Source organism: Sphingomonas sp. GlSt437 (genome assembly GCF_048015635.2).
In the GTDB taxonomy this organism is placed as follows: domain Bacteria; phylum Pseudomonadota; class Alphaproteobacteria; order Sphingomonadales; family Sphingomonadaceae; genus Sphingomonas.
The window spans coordinates 470,825-484,555 of the sequence record NZ_JBPGYA010000002.1 but is presented as its reverse complement, the minus strand read 5'-3'; the positions used below and the strand labels follow the sequence as shown (position 1 = coordinate 484,555).

Annotated in this window: 15 protein-coding genes; 11 read left to right on the top strand and 4 right to left on the bottom strand. The window is 68.9% G+C overall.

Annotated features, from left to right (window positions below):
• Positions 1-89: 89 nt before the first annotated feature.
• The 6 genes from ccmC to ACLB0R_RS11780 all read left to right on the top strand — a co-directional run bounded on the left by ccmC (position 90) and on the right by ACLB0R_RS11780 (position 4,889).
• On the top strand, positions 90-836 hold the full coding sequence (ccmC, locus tag ACLB0R_RS11805) for a heme ABC transporter permease CcmC (RefSeq protein ID WP_416643492.1): 747 nt from the start codon (positions 90-92) through the stop codon (positions 834-836).
• Positions 837-942: 106 nt separating this feature from the next.
• Positions 943-1,377, top strand: a complete 435-nt coding sequence (gene ccmE / locus ACLB0R_RS11800; RefSeq protein WP_416643493.1) for a cytochrome c maturation protein CcmE — start codon at positions 943-945, stop codon at positions 1,375-1,377.
• Positions 1,374-3,329, top strand: coding sequence for a heme lyase CcmF/NrfE family subunit (locus tag ACLB0R_RS11795; protein WP_416643494.1), 1,956 nt, complete (start codon positions 1,374-1,376; stop codon positions 3,327-3,329). The genes ccmE and ACLB0R_RS11795 overlap by 4 nt, the downstream gene beginning before the upstream one ends.
• A complete protein-coding gene (locus ACLB0R_RS11790) occupies positions 3,326-3,853 on the top strand; it encodes a redoxin family protein (protein ID WP_416643495.1) in 528 nt (175 codons plus the stop codon). Before ACLB0R_RS11795 ends, ACLB0R_RS11790 begins: the two co-directional genes overlap by 4 nt.
• Positions 3,850-4,260, top strand: a complete 411-nt coding sequence (locus ACLB0R_RS11785; protein ID WP_416643496.1) for a cytochrome c-type biogenesis protein — start codon at positions 3,850-3,852, stop codon at positions 4,258-4,260. Before ACLB0R_RS11790 ends, ACLB0R_RS11785 begins: the two co-directional genes overlap by 4 nt.
• Positions 4,260-4,889 carry a tetratricopeptide repeat protein gene (locus tag ACLB0R_RS11780; RefSeq protein WP_416643497.1) on the top strand — a complete coding sequence of 210 codons (630 nt, stop codon included), beginning with the start codon at positions 4,260-4,262 and terminating at the stop codon, positions 4,887-4,889. The genes ACLB0R_RS11785 and ACLB0R_RS11780 overlap by 1 nt, the downstream gene beginning before the upstream one ends.
• Before the next feature lie 4 nt (positions 4,890-4,893).
• On the opposite strand, the gene ACLB0R_RS11775 is transcribed toward ACLB0R_RS11780, so the two are convergent.
• Together ACLB0R_RS11775 and ACLB0R_RS11770 are read right to left on the bottom strand one after the other, a co-directional pair.
• Positions 4,894-5,685 (bottom strand): DUF2189 domain-containing protein, encoded by a 792-nt coding sequence (locus tag ACLB0R_RS11775; protein WP_416643498.1) that lies wholly within the window; start codon positions 5,683-5,685, stop codon positions 4,894-4,896.
• An 86-nt stretch (positions 5,686-5,771) separates the two neighbouring features.
• A complete protein-coding gene (locus ACLB0R_RS11770; RefSeq protein ID WP_434953846.1) occupies positions 5,772-6,236 on the bottom strand; it encodes a TspO/MBR family protein in 465 nt (154 codons plus the stop codon).
• Between the two features lie 69 nt (positions 6,237-6,305).
• On the opposite strand from ACLB0R_RS11770, the gene bchI reads away from it, so the two are divergent.
• The 4 genes from bchI (at position 6,306) to ACLB0R_RS11750 (ending at position 10,146) form a co-directional block, all read left to right on the top strand.
• Entirely contained in the window at positions 6,306-7,313 is a 1,008-nt protein-coding gene (gene bchI, locus ACLB0R_RS11765; protein ID WP_416643499.1) for a magnesium chelatase ATPase subunit I, read from the top strand.
• Positions 7,310-8,977 carry a magnesium chelatase subunit D gene (locus ACLB0R_RS11760; protein WP_416643500.1) on the top strand — a complete coding sequence of 556 codons (1,668 nt, stop codon included), beginning with the start codon at positions 7,310-7,312 and terminating at the stop codon, positions 8,975-8,977. The genes bchI and ACLB0R_RS11760 overlap by 4 nt, the downstream gene beginning before the upstream one ends.
• Positions 8,971-9,882 (top strand): alpha/beta fold hydrolase BchO, encoded by a 912-nt coding sequence (gene bchO, locus ACLB0R_RS11755; protein ID WP_416643501.1) that lies wholly within the window; start codon positions 8,971-8,973, stop codon positions 9,880-9,882. The genes ACLB0R_RS11760 and bchO overlap by 7 nt, the downstream gene beginning before the upstream one ends.
• 84 nt (positions 9,883-9,966) lie before the next feature.
• Entirely contained in the window at positions 9,967-10,146 is a 180-nt protein-coding gene (locus ACLB0R_RS11750; RefSeq protein ID WP_416643502.1) for a hypothetical protein, read from the top strand.
• Here the strand turns inward: ACLB0R_RS11750 and ACLB0R_RS11745 are convergent.
• The gene (locus ACLB0R_RS11745) at positions 10,093-10,902 is read right to left on the bottom strand and encodes a hydratase (protein ID WP_416643503.1); all 810 of its coding nucleotides are present in this window, start codon (positions 10,900-10,902) and stop codon (positions 10,093-10,095) included. The two genes, ACLB0R_RS11750 and ACLB0R_RS11745, sit on opposite strands and share 54 nt — an antisense overlap.
• A gap of 23 nt (positions 10,903-10,925) precedes the next feature.
• Complete coding sequence (gene crtD / locus ACLB0R_RS11740; RefSeq protein WP_416643504.1) at positions 10,926-12,536, bottom strand: 1-hydroxycarotenoid 3,4-desaturase CrtD; 1,611 nt, start codon at positions 12,534-12,536, stop codon at positions 10,926-10,928.
• Between the two features lie 52 nt (positions 12,537-12,588).
• On the opposite strand from crtD, the gene ACLB0R_RS11735 reads away from it, so the two are divergent.
• Positions 12,589-13,692: a methyltransferase gene (locus ACLB0R_RS11735; protein ID WP_416643505.1), complete on the top strand. Its 1,104-nt coding sequence runs from the start codon at positions 12,589-12,591 to the stop codon at positions 13,690-13,692.
• Positions 13,693-13,731 lie beyond the last annotated feature (39 nt).

The window sequence follows — 13,731 nt, the reverse complement described above, 5'->3', positions numbered from 1 at the left end:
TGCGTGCGGCGTAGGAAAGCCGGGTTGCGACCAAGCGGCGCTGCAGAAAGGTGGATTCCGCTATCATTCCATCCTATCACATTCGCGCTGTGCCGACGATTCATGCCTTGGCGAACCCTGCGCGGTTCCTGAAAATCGCTCGACCCCTAACGCCAGCCTTGCTGTGGAGTGGGGTTTTGCTGATCGCGATCGGCGCCTGGGCTGGGCTGACGCAGACGCCGGCTGACTATCTGCAGGGCGAAACGGTCCGCATCCTGTATATCCATGTGCCGACCGCGTGGCTGGGCATGGCGGGGTGGAGCGGCATTGCGGTGTCGAGCTTCACTTATCTCGTCTGGCGGCACCCGCTGGCGGCGGTCGCGGCGCGGGCGATTGCGTTGCCCGGGGCGGTGTTCGCGGCCCTGTGCCTAGCGACAGGCTCGATCTGGGGGCGGCCGACCTGGGGTACCTGGTGGGAATGGGACGGGCGGCTGACCTCGATGCTGCTGCTGTTCTTCGTTTATCTCGGCTATATGGCACTGGCGCGCGCCGATGCCGAGCGGGGCGGTGATGGGCGCATTCCGGCGATCTACGGCATCGCCGGATCGGTGCTGTTGCCGATCATCCGCTATTCGGTGGTGTGGTGGAACACGCTGCACCAGGGCCAGAGCATTGGCCTCACCAAATCGACGATCGACCCCGCGATCCTGTGGCCGCTCTGGTACACGCTCGGTGGGTTCACGCTGTTGTTCGCCGGCATCGTGCTGATGCGGATGCGGGCGATGCTCGCCAGCGCCAAGGCCGAAGCGCGGCTGCGGCGGCGCGCGACCGATGGCGATTTTGGAGGAGCGGTATGAACCCCTGGCCGTTCGTGACCGCGGCTTACGCCATCACTCTGGTCGCTGCAGCGGCGCTGGCGATTGCGAGCTGGTTCGAAATGCGCGCGGCGGAAAGGCGGTTGCCGTGAAGGCCAAGCATCAACGCTTGACGCTCGGGCTGCTCGCGGTGGCGGCGGTGGTCGGCGCGAGCGGGCTGGCGCTCTCCGCGCTCAAGGATCAGGCGGCGTTTTTCTATGCGCCGGGCGATGTGAAGAAGGATGGCTTGCCGCTCGGCCATGCGGTGCGGTTGGGCGGGATGGTCGCGGCCAATTCGATCCAGCACCAGCCCGATGGCGTATCGATCCGGTTTCTGGTGACCGACGGGCAGGCGACGGTACCGGTCAGCTTTCGCGGCGTAACGCCGGACTTGTTCCGCGAGAAATCGGGCGTGGTGGCGGAGGGTGAATTCCAGCCCGACGGCAGCTTCGTCGCGACGAACCTGCTCGCCAAGCACGACGAAAAATATATGCCGCCGCAGGTCGCCGGCAAAATGCACGAGACGAAAACACTGCAGCAATGATCGCCGAAGCTGGTCTTGCCGCGCTGTGGTTCGCCGCCGCGCTTGCCGCGCTGCAACTGGTGCTGGCCGGGGTGGGCGTCGCGCGCGGTGAGGGCGACATGCTGCGCGCGGTGCGCGCCATCGCGATCGTGCAGGGTGTGCTGACCGCGCTTTCCCTGCTGCTGCTGATCACGCTTTTCGTGCGCTCCGACATGTCGGTGCTGCTCGTCGCAGAGAACAGCCATTCGGCCAAGCCGTTGATCTACAAGATCGCCGGCACCTGGGGGAACCACGAAGGCTCGATGCTGCTCTGGGTGACGATCCTGGGGCTGGCGGGGGCGGCGGTGGCGGTGCTCGAGCATCGGCTGGCGGCGCGCACGTTGGTGGCAACGCTGGGTGCGCAAGCGGCGATTGCGCTGGGATTCTATGCGTTTCTGCTGTTTTCCTCCAATCCCTTTGCAAGGCTGACGCCAGCGCCGCCCGACGGCAACGGCCTCAACCCGCTGCTGCAGGACCCCGGCCTCGCTTTCCATCCGCCGACGCTTTACGTCGGCTATGTCGGCATCTCGGTCGCGTTTTCGTTCGCGGTGGGCGCGATGGTGACGCGCGATGTCGGCCCGGCGTTCGCGCGCGCGATGCGGCCCTGGGTGTTGGGCGCCTGGATTTTTCTGACGATCGGCATCACCGCCGGCAGCTATTGGTCCTACTACATCCTCGGCTGGGGCGGCTGGTGGTTCTGGGACCCGGTCGAGAATGCCTCGCTGATGCCGTGGCTGGCCGCGACGGCGTTGCTCCATTCGGTCAATGTGCTCGCAGCGCGCGACGGCTTGCGGGCATGGACGATCATGCTGGCAGTGGTCGCTTTCTCGATGTCGATGATCGGCACCTTCCTGGTGCGATCGGGGATTCTGACGAGCGTTCACGCCTTCGCCGTCGATCCGCGGCGCGGCACGTTCATCCTGGCGCTGCTGGTGATCTATATTGGCGGGGCAATGACGCTGTTCGGCCTGCGCGTCGGCACGATCCGGCAGGGATCAACGTTTGAGCTGGTGAGCCGCGAAGGCGCGCTCGTTGCCAACAATTTGCTGCTGTCGGTCATTCTCGGTGTGGTGCTGATCGGCACGCTTTACCCGATCGTTGCCGCCGCGATGGGGGTGCAGCTCTCGGTCGGGCCGCCGTTTTTCAACAAGACGACCGGGCCAATCGCGCTGGCGCTGTTTGCGTTCATGGCGGCAGGACCGTTGCTGCGGTGGCGGCGCGATGGGCTCAACCCGTTGGCGCAACGCATCACCGTGCCGGTTGCCGTTGCCGCGCTGGGGTTGGCGGCGCTTGCCGTCGCGGCGCCCGATATGGGGCTGATGCCGATGCTCGGCATGGCGCTGGCGGGCGGCCTTGCCGTGGCAAGTGTCGCACCGCTGTGGAGACGCGATCTGCGCCGCACCCCGCTCGTTACCTGGGGGATGGTCATCGCGCATCTCGGCGTCGCGGTCAGCGTCGCGGGGATGGCATCGGAAACCGCCTTCACCAAGGAGACTCTCGTTGCGGCGGCGGTCAACGAGCCCAAGCGCGTCGGGCCCTATGAAGTCACCCTGACCGGCATCGCGCCGGTGATCGGCCCCAACTGGTCGGCCTTGCAGGCAACGCTCGTCGCGCGGCGCATCGGCAGCGATGGCACGGCGGAGGGCGATCCCTTCCCGCTCCAGCCGCAATCGCGCTTCTTCGCCAACCCGCAGACGGTGACGAGCGAATCGGCGATCGCGACACGGCTCGACGGACAGCTCTATACTGTGCTCGGCGAGCGCGCGCCGGATGGCCGCTGGCAATTGCGGCTGTGGTGGAAGCCGTTCGTCACGCTGATCTGGGCAGGCGGCGGGCTGATCGCGCTGGGCGGCGCGCTCGCGCTGATCGGCCGGGTGCTGCGCGACTGGCGGGTGGTGCGCCGCGCGCGCCTCGCCGAGGAAGCCTTCGCATGAGGCGGCTGGTCATCTGGCTACCGCTCGCCGCGTTCGCGGCGCTGCTGATCGTGATCGCGCAGGGGCTCTACAAGCCCGCCAGCCGCGACGTGCGATCGGCCATGGTGGGCAAATCGCTCCCCGCCTTTACCCTGCCGCCGATGCTGCCGGGCAAGCCGGGCCTGGCAAGCGCCACGTTCAGGCAAGGCAAACCGCGCTTGCTCAACGTCTTCGCCAGCTGGTGCATCCCGTGCGCGGCCGAGGCGCCGCAGCTTGCCCGGCTGCGCGCGATGGGGGTCGAGATCGACGCCGCGGCGATTCGCGACCGGCCCGACGATATCCGCGCTTTCCTGGCGCGCTATGGCGACCCTTATGCGGCGATCGGCAATGATCCCGACAGCTCGGTGCAGCTCGCGCTCGGTTCGTCAGGCGTGCCGGAGACGTTCGTGATCGATGGGCAGGGGCACATCTTGCTCCAGCATATCGGCGCGATCCGCGATGAAGATATCGATGAGATCGCCGCCAAGGTAAAGGCAGGGGCATGAGGCGCGCGCTGATCGTGCTCGCGCTGGTCGCGGCGGGGCCGGCACTTGCCGATTCGAACCTGCCGCCGGCGCCGCTCGCCAATACCCAGCTCAGCGATCCGCACCAGGAAGCGCAGGCCAAGGCGCTGATGCTGTCGCTGCGCTGCGTCGTGTGCCAGGGCCAGTCGATCGCCGATTCGGATGCCGAGATGGCTGCCGACATGCGCGCGATGGTGCGCAAGCGCATCGCGGCGGGGGAAAAGCCGGAGGCGATCCGGCAATGGCTGGTCGACCGCTATGGCGATTACGTGACCTATGATCCGCCCTGGTCGGCGGCGACGATCGGGCTGTGGCTGGCGCCACTCGCGTTGCTCGGGCTGGGGCTGTGGCTGGCGCGCGGCAGCTTCAAGCGCAAGGCGCGGGGCTGATGGGCTGGGTGATGCTTGGCTTGCTGGGCGTGGCGGCGGCGGCTGCGCTATGGGCGCTCGGCGTGCCGCGCGTCGCCTGGACCAGTGTCGGCGCGGCGCTGATGCTCGCGGCGACGGGCTATGCCGTGCAGGGCAGCCCTGATCTGGCCGAGCACGCGGCGACACCCGCGGCCTCTGCACCCGCGATCGAGCCCGATGAAGCCGAAATGCGCGATCAGATGTTCGGCGCTTATCACAACGGCACCGCTTATCTCGGCGCGGCGGATGCGCTGCTCCGCGCTGGCGAGCCGCGCACGGCGGCGCGCGCGGTGCTCGGCGGCGTGCAGGCGCACCCCGACAATATCGCGCTGTGGACGGCGCTCGGCCGGGCGTTGGCGGCGGCTGACGGCGGCACGGCGTCGCCGGCGGCGACCTATGCGTTCAACCGCGCGTTCGCGCTCGCGCCGACGCACCCCGGCCCGCATTATTTCCTGGGGCTCGCGCTGATCGGCGCGGGGCAGGGGCAAGCGGCGCTGGCGCAATGGCAGATCGCGCTCAAGCTCGCGCCGGCCGATGCGCCCTATCGCGAGAAGCTGGAGGAGCGGGTGAAGCTGCTCGGCCAGTTCCTGCAGATGCCGATCGGGCGCTAGGCGCTCAGCGCGCCACCACCCGCGTGTAGAGGTGCCAGGTCGAATAGCCCAACCACGGCAGCACCACCGCCAGCCCGATCCCCAACGGGATCGTGCCGATCGCCAGCAACAGCGCGATCCGCAAACCCCAGCCGACCAGCGTGCCGGCGTTCATCCGTGCGGCTCGCACCGAGGTTTCGACTGCCGTCAGCGCATCGACCGGCTTGTCGATCACCATCGGGAAAGCGATCCAGCTCGTCACCAGCGTAGCCACCGCGAAGCCGAGCCCGACCAGATTGCCGGTCACGATCAATGTCCAGCCCTCGCGCGTGCCGAACAGGCGCGGCAGCGCGTCGCTGATATGGACGGGCGCCGTGCCGGCAAAGGCGGCGGTGTAGAGAAGATAGGCGGCGAGCAGCCAGCCGATGAATAGCGCGCCCAGCATCATCGTCAGCAGCATCAGCGGCAAGCGGCTGCGGCCTTTCAGCGGATCGAGGAAATGCCACCAGCTGGCATCCTCGCCATCCTCCCGCCGCCGCGCGAGTTCGTAGAAGCCGCTGGCGACGGCCGGCCCGGCGATCGACACGCCGGCGACCAGCGGAAAGAACAGCGGCAGCAGCGGATCGTTCACCGTCGTCACGATCGCGACCAGGCAGATGACGGGATAAAGCAGGCCGGCGAAAATCAAATCACCGCGTTTCGCCCGGAAGTCGCGCCACCCCTCGGCCAGCGCCCAGCTAACATCCGCAGCGCCGATGCGGCGCACCTCGACAACCGGGGTGGCGAGCGACGGGTGGGCAGCGTCAAGTGCGGACATGGCGGTGATCCTCTCGATTATTCGGCGACTATTTCCTTCTTCGTCGAAACTCCGATCCTATACCCTTTTCGCCGTCGGCCCAACTATTAGCGCGCTGCGAATGGTCGGTTGAGCGCGACGATCGCGCGGTTGAGCACGGCGGCAAAGCTCACCCACAGGATATAGGGCACGATCAGCAGCGCGGCGGTTGGCGAGATGGGCGCCAGCGCCGCGATCATCGCCGCGATCGACGTCCACAGGAACACGACCTCGATCAGCGCCCAATCGGGCCGGCGCAGGCGGAAGAACAGCGGGCTCCAGCTGAAATGGAACACCGCGTTCACCAGAAAGACGATGATGATCGCGCGCTGGTCATCAGGGTCGCGCGCGGCGTGCCAGGCAATCACCCCGGCCCAGGCGGCGAGGCCCAGAATGATCGTCCAGGCAGGGCCGAATGCCCAATCCGGCGGCTGCCAGGGCGGCTTGCGCAGGTTCCTGTACCAGTCGCCGATCGGCGTCATCAGCCCACCGCCGACGCCCAGAATCACGGCCCAGGCTATCGCGGCAATCACGGGGGGAGAAATCACGTCGGCACCACCTGTTCAGTTTGATCAACGTCCAACCCGTGTTAGCGTTGCCGGGTGGGCATAGCATTTCCTTACTCCGCAATCGTCGCGCAAGACGAGATGAAACTGGCTTTATTGATCGCGGCGGTCGATGCGCGCATCGGCGGCGTGATGGTGTTCGGCGATCGCGGCACCGGCAAGTCGACCGCCGCGCGAGCGCTGGCGCAGCTGCTGCCGCCGATGCCGGCGACCAAGGGCTGCCGCTATAATTGCAACCCGGAGACGGGCGAAACCTGCCCCGCGCCCGAGCTTCACCGCCCGGGTGCGGCGACGATGGCGGTGCCGTTCGTCGATCTGCCATTGGGCGCGACCGAGGATCGCGTCGTCGGCGCGCTCGATCTGGAGCGGGCGCTGGGCGCGGGCGAAAAGGCGTTCGAGCCGGGGCTGCTCGCCAAGGCGCATCGCGGCTTTCTCTATATCGACGAGATCAACCTGCTCGAAGATCACATCGTCGATCTGCTGCTCGATGTCGCGGCATCGGGCGAGAATGTCGTCGAGCGCGAGGGGCTGTCGATCCGCCACAATGCGCGCTTCGTGCTGATCGGCAGCGGCAACCCGGAAGAAGGCGAATTGCGCCCGCAATTGCTCGATCGCTTTGGCCTCTCGGTCGAGGTGCGGACGCCGCAGGACGTGAAGAGCCGCGTCGAAATCCTCAAGCGCTGCGATGCGTTCGAGCAGCACCCGGCCGAATTCGCCGCCAAGTGGAAGCCGGCCGAGCGCAAGACGCTGAAGCGGATCGCGCAAGGGCGCGCGCTGCTGCCCGAGGTGGCGGTGCCCGAGGCCGTTCTCGCCGAAGCATCCGAGCTGTGCATCGCTGTCGGTGCGGATGGGTTGCGCGGAGAATTGACGCTGATGCGCGCGGCCCGTGCGCTGGCGGCGCTGGACGGCGCGCGCGAGGCGACGCGCGATCACCTCCGCCGCGTCGCGCCGATGGCGCTGCGGCACCGGCTGCGCAAGAACGTGCTCGACGATACCGGCTCGACCGCGCGGATCGAGCGCGTGCTGGCTGAGCGTTTCGCGTGACCGAGGCGAGCGATGCGCTGGCGGCGGCGCGGCTGCTCGCGGCGGCGCCGGCGCTCGGCGGAATGCTGGTGCGCGGCGGCGCGCTGATGGCCGATGCGCTGATCGCGACGGTGATGGCCGCGCTCCCCGCCGGCGCGCCGCTGCGGCGCCTGCCGGTCTCGATCGATGACGAGCGCTTGTCGGGCGGGCTCGATCTCGCTGCGACCTTGGCAAGCGGCGCGCCGGTGCATCAGCCGGGCCTGCTCGCGGCGGTGGCGGGTGGGCTGCTCGTGGTGCCGATGGCAGAGCGGTTGAGCGACGGCGTCGCCGCGCGGCTGGCGGCGGCGCTGGATGGGGACGACCCGGCATCGCGTTTCGTCGTTCTGGCGTTCGACGATAGTGTCGACGATGATGATCAAGTCGCGCCGGCCTTGGCCGAGCGGCTGGCGTTACATGTCGATCTTGCCGGGGTGCGGCCGGTCGAAGCGATGCTTGCCGATCCGGTCGCGCCGCGCGCGGTGGCGGCGGTACCCGATGTTCTCGAGGCGCTGGCGGCGACGTCGGCGATGCTCGGCATTGCCTCGATGCGGGCGCCGGTGCTGGCGCTGCGCGCGGCGCGTTCGTCGGCGGCCGGGGCAGGGCGTGCCACGGTCGAGGAAGCCGATGTCGCTTTGGCTGCACGGCTGGTGCTGGGGCCCCGCGCGACCTGCATGCCGCCGACAGACAACGCGCCGGAAGCGCCCGAGCAAGCGCCGCCCCCACCGCCTGACAGCGCGCCAGAGGATGACGCCAACAGCACCGCCGAGCCGCCGCAACTCGATGATCTCGTCCTTGCCGCCGCGCTCGCGAGCTTGCCCAAGGGTTTGCTCGCCGATCTCGCGCGGGGCGGCGCCCGTCGCGCACCGGCGCCGCGTGGGCGCGGCAAAGGCGAGCGCCGACGCGCGCCGACGCGCGGGCGCCCGGTCGGTAGCGTCGCTGGCGTGCCGCGCGGCGGCTTGCGCCTCAGCCTGATCGACACGCTGCGCGCTGCCGCACCCTGGCAGCGCCTGCGCGGCGCCGCGCCGGGCGACAAGCGGGTGCGCGTGCGGCGCGACGACCTGCGCATTCGCCGCTTCGAGAACCGCGCCGAGGCGACGACGATCTTCGCGGTCGATGCGTCGGGCTCGGCGGCGCTCACCCGGCTCGCTGAGGCCAAGGGCGCGGTCGAGCTGCTGCTCGCCGAAGCCTATGTGAAGCGTGCGCAAGTCGCGCTCATCGCCTTTCGCGGCACCGAGGCGGCGTTGCTGCTACCTCCTACGCGCTCGCTGGTCCGCGCCAAGCGCTCGCTGGCCGATATGGCGGGCGGGGGTGGCACACCGCTCGCCGCGGGGTTGCGCGCCTCCGCTGAACTCGCGCTCGATGCGCGCAAGCGGGGGCGCACGCCGTTCCTCGTCGTCCTCACCGATGGCCGCGCCAATATCGCCGCCGACGGCACGCCCAATCGCACCGCCGCCAATGATGATGCGCTCGCCGCCGCCCGCGCGATCGCGGCGGCGGGGCTGAAAGGTGCGTTTATCGATATCTCGCCGAGCCCGCGGCCCGAAGGCGAGCGGATCGCCGCCGCGATGGGCGCGCGCTATCTGCCCCTGCCGCGCGCCGACGCCGCCCGCATGCACGCCGCCGTCAAGGCCTCGCTGCCATGCTGAGCGACCGGCCCGATTGGGCGACCGATGGTCGCGATTGGCCCCATCGCGACGCTAGCCGTTTCGTCGATGCCGGCCGGGTGCGGTTTCATGTTCAGGTGATGGGCAGTGGTCCGCCGCTGCTGCTGATCCACGGCACGGGGGCGGCGACACATAGCTGGCGCGACGTGGCACCGCTGCTCGCTGAGCATTTCACCGTCATCGCGCCCGATCTGCCGGGGCATGGCTTTACGACGGGGCGGCCCGCCGGTGGTCTCGCGATGCCGGCGATGGCGCAGGCGCTCGCGGCGCTGACGGCCACGCTGGGCCTACCGCCCGAGATTATCATCGGCCATTCGGCGGGCGCGGCCATCGCTGCGCGGATGGTGCTCGACGGTGCCGCGAGCCCTCGCGCGCTGATCGGCCTCAACCCGGCGTTGATGCCGTTTCCGGGCCTCGCCGCGCGGATTTTCCCGACGCTCGCCAAGCTGCTCTTCGTCAACCCGTTCGCGCCGCACATCTTCGCGCGGATCGCCGCGACGCCGGGCGAGGTTGAGCGCTTCCTGACCCGATCGACCGGCTCGCGGATCGATGCGGTCGGCGTCGATTGCTATGCGCGGCTGTTCCGCCGTGCCGGGCATTGTGCTGGCGCGATCACGATGATGGCGGAGTGGGATTTGGACGCGCTCTATGCCGACCTGCCGCGCCTCGCGCTGCCTGTCACGCTAATCCACGGCGCAGCCGATGCAGCGGTGCCGGCCGACGGCGTGCGGCACATCGCCGAGCGCTTGCCCGATGCGCGGGTCGAGATGTTGCCTGATCTTGGCCATCTCGCGCATGAAGAAGCGCCGGCACTGGTCGCGGAACGGATTTTGGAAGCGGTGCAGACCGCCGGGCAGCGGTCTGAGGTCTCGTCACCCCGGGCTTGACCCGGGGTCCCGCTTCCTCGACCCTCGGGCTAAAGCGGGACGCCGGCTCAGGGCCGGGGTGGCGGATGAGGAAGGCAACGGAAGATGCCCCACAAATATTATGGCCTGATCGAACTGACCTTTTCCGCGATCGTCGCGCTCGGCTTTGGCGGCTGGCAGTACTGGTCGGTCACCCGATCGATCGCGAAGGATAAGGCCGATCGCGCCGGCTCACCAGAAGATGCGGGGCATGCGGTAGGGCAGCATCGTCTGGACGACGACTGAGTTGAACCGCCGGAGCGACAGGCTTTCGTGCACGGCGTGGACGTCCTCGCCGAAGAGCCGTGTCGCGATGGCCGATCGCGCATAGAAAGGCGCGTCGATCCAGGTCTTCAGCACGCGTGGGGTGTGGCCGGCGTCGGCGCGCGTGCGGCGGTCGACCAGCCAGCCCGATCGTGGCAAGCGTGCCATCGGCGGCGGCTCGGCATCGCGCCATTCGCCTTGCCGGTCCATGCACAGCGCCAGGTTAAACCGTTCGCCATCGGCGCGCTCGCCTTCATACAGCACCGCAACATCGTCGCGTAAATGCGCGCGCGACCAATGCCAGTCGATGAACCCTGCCTCCAGCGGCTCGTCGCCGAAATTGCTGTCGAAATAGCCATCGCCTTTCCAACTGACGCCGGGATGCGACATCGCCACCTCGATCCGCGCGCGCGGGGCGACGGGGTGCCAGCGGTGGCGGCCGGCGGGGTCGAGCGTGAAGGCAGTGCCGCCGGTCATCATCGGCCATACCCGCACCCGCCCGCGGACGCGCGCCGGAATGGGCGCCGAAATCTCGTCGATATCGATGGTCAGGCAGGCGCCGTCCCATTGCAGCGCGCTGGGGCCGACGGCGAAATGATCCGCCCCGCGATCGACATGGCGCCGCCCTCGCTCGGTCATCGCCCAGGCGCCGGCGCGCGGGCCGGTCATCGCGATGTTGATCGCGCAATGATTGTCGGGCGCGTGCCGGCCCGAGAATTTGTAATAAGGCGAAAACACGCTGCCGATGAACGCGATAATCGTCAGCCCATGGCGTCGGTCATCGCTGAAGGCGTCGATATACCACCAGGCATAGCCCTGCGGATCGACACGGACGTCGAAGCGCGGTCGTGGAGCAGCGCCAAGGCGGCGAGCCGGCCCGACAGCGCCGCCATCGGCACACCCGCCCCCGGGTGCGTCCCCCCGCCCGCCAAGTAGAGCCCAGGGATCCGCGTCCGGGCGCCCGGGCGGCGGAAGGAGGCCGCCCACCCGTGCGAGGCCCGTCCATAAAGGGCTCCACCCGTCTGTGGGAACAGGGTGGCGAAGCCCGCCGGTGTGGTCAGCACCGAACCCGGCGCCAGATCGAGCGACAGCCCCGATCGAGCGAGCGTGGCGTGCATCCGGTCGGTCCATTGGCTTAACTCCGCAGGGGTTGGCGCGGCCTGATCACCGCGGGCGGGGGCATTCATGATGATCTGCACGCGCTCGGTGCCGTCAGTTGCGCGCGCGCCCGCATCGTCGCGGTCCTGCGCGCAAAGGTAGATGGTCGGATCGTCGGGCACGCGGCCGGCATCGAGCGCGGCGAATTCGGCGGGATAGTCTTGCGAGAAAAAGACATTGTGGCGGACGAGCGGGAAGCCGGTCGCGGTGACGGGCGCGGTCCACACCAGCGCGCTCAGCGATCGGTCGCGCGGCCGCGTACCGCTGGTAGCCCGGCGCACGGCGGGGCCGAAGCGGCCGGCGGCCAAAGCGGCGGGATCGCCATTGCAGATGATCCGCTCGGCAGCGATGCGCTCGCCGCTCGCCAGCAGCACGCCAGCCGCGCGACCGTGCTCGACCAGGATTTCGCTGACCGGCGCCTCGTACCGAAAGCGCGCGCCATGGCGCTTGGCGACTCGCTCCAGCCCCTGTGCCAGCTTGTGCATGCCGCCATCGACCAGCCACACCCCGCTTGCCTCGACATGCGCGATCAGCATCAGCGTCGCCGGGCAGCGGAACGGCGAGGAGCCGGCATAAGTCGCATAGCGGCCGAACAACTGCTTCAGGCGCGGGTCGCGGAAATGGTCGCCCAGCGCCGCCCACAGCGTCTGGTAAGGGCGGATCGAGTTGAGGTCAGCAAAGCCGCGCAGCCCCATCCGCCAGGTGAGGCCGATCGGGTTGGTCTTGGCCGCGCGCAGGAACGGGCGGTCGAGCGTGCGGTGGATATGCCCCGCCTCGGCCATGAAGCGGCGAAAGCCCTCGGCCTCGCGCGCGCCGGCGAGGTCGCGCACCGCATCAGCGCTGCGATCGATATCGGCGAACAGATCGAGCCGGTCGGCCCCCCAGGCGTGGCGCGCGAGCACCTCGGCGTGACGCATCGGCACTTCCTCGTCGAGCGAGGCGCCGGCGGCGAAGAAGAGTTCCTCGAAAACGTCGCGCATCGTGAACACCGTCGGGCCGCCATCAATTGCGTGGCCGCCGGCCATCACTTCGCGCAGCTTGCCGCCCGGTGCCGCCTGCGCTTCGCACACCGTAACGGCCACGCCGCGCGCCGCGAGCAGCATCGCGCTCGTCAGGCCGCCGATCCCGGCGCCGATGATGATCGCCTCACCCTGTGGCACCTCGCCCCGATGCTCCTTGCTGTTCTGATCCAGCGATTGACGCCAGCCTAACATCTGTCAAACCATCTGGACAGTTGCTTTTGTCCAAGATGGGAAACGGTCGTTCATGGCGGGGCAATGGCGCGAGAAATGGATCGGCTGGCGCAACCGCCTTCTTGCCGATCCCGCGTTCCAGCGGACCGCGGCGCGGCTGTGGTTCACCCGGCCAGTCGCGCGGCGGCGGGCGCGGGCGTTGTTCGATCTGGTCGCGGGGTTCACTTATTCGCAGACGCTGGCCGCGGCGTTGGAAAGCGGGCTGCTGGCCAGGCTCGCCGAGCGGCCGTTGACCACCGCTGATGCTGCGGCGGCGATCGACGTCCCGGAGGAGGGTACCGACCGGCTGCTGCGCGCCGCCCGCGCGCTCGGGCTGGTCGAAAGGCTTGGCGAGCGTTGGGCGCTGGGCGCAGATGGTGCCGCGCTACTGGGCAATCCGGGCATTGCCGAAATGGTCGCGCATCATGCGTTGCTCTATGCCGATCTCGCCGATCCCCTGTCGCAATTGCGCGCGCGCGGCGGCGGGCGGCTGTCGGGCTATTGGCGCTATGCCGAGCATGCGGGGGATGGTGATGGTGACCAGGTCGCGCCCTATTCGCGGCTGATGGCCGCCTCGCAGGCGCTGATCGCCGATCATGTCACCCACGCTTATCGATTCGCGCAGCACCAGCGGATGATGGATGTCGGCGGGGGCGAGGGGCGCTTCATCCGCGCGGTGGCAAGCGTGGCCCCCCGACTTCACTTCACTTTGTTCGACCTGCCGGCAGTCGGCGCGCGCGCGGCGGATGCGCTGGGGGCGGCCGGGCTTGGCGACCGAGTCGCGATCACCGGCGGCAATTTCCTCACCGAGTCGCTGCCGCAGGGCCATGATCTTGTTACGCTGATCCGCGTGCTGCACGATCATGACGACGATCCGGCGCGGCAATTGCTGCGCAACATTCACGCAGCATTGCCCCCGGGTGGGCGGCTGTTGATCGCCGAGCCGATGGCCGAAACGCCGGGCTCGGAGCCCGCCGGCGACGCCTATTTCGGCCTCTATCTATGGGCGATGGGGTCGGGCCGCCCACGCAGTTCCGCCGAAATCGGCGCCATGCTGGCTGAAGCCGGCTTCCGCCGCAGCCGCCGGGTGCGCACCTCGATTCCGCTGACCGTGTCAGTCATGCTGGCCGAGCGCTGACAAGCCGCTTTGACACCAACCGTCAATTTAGATTGACAT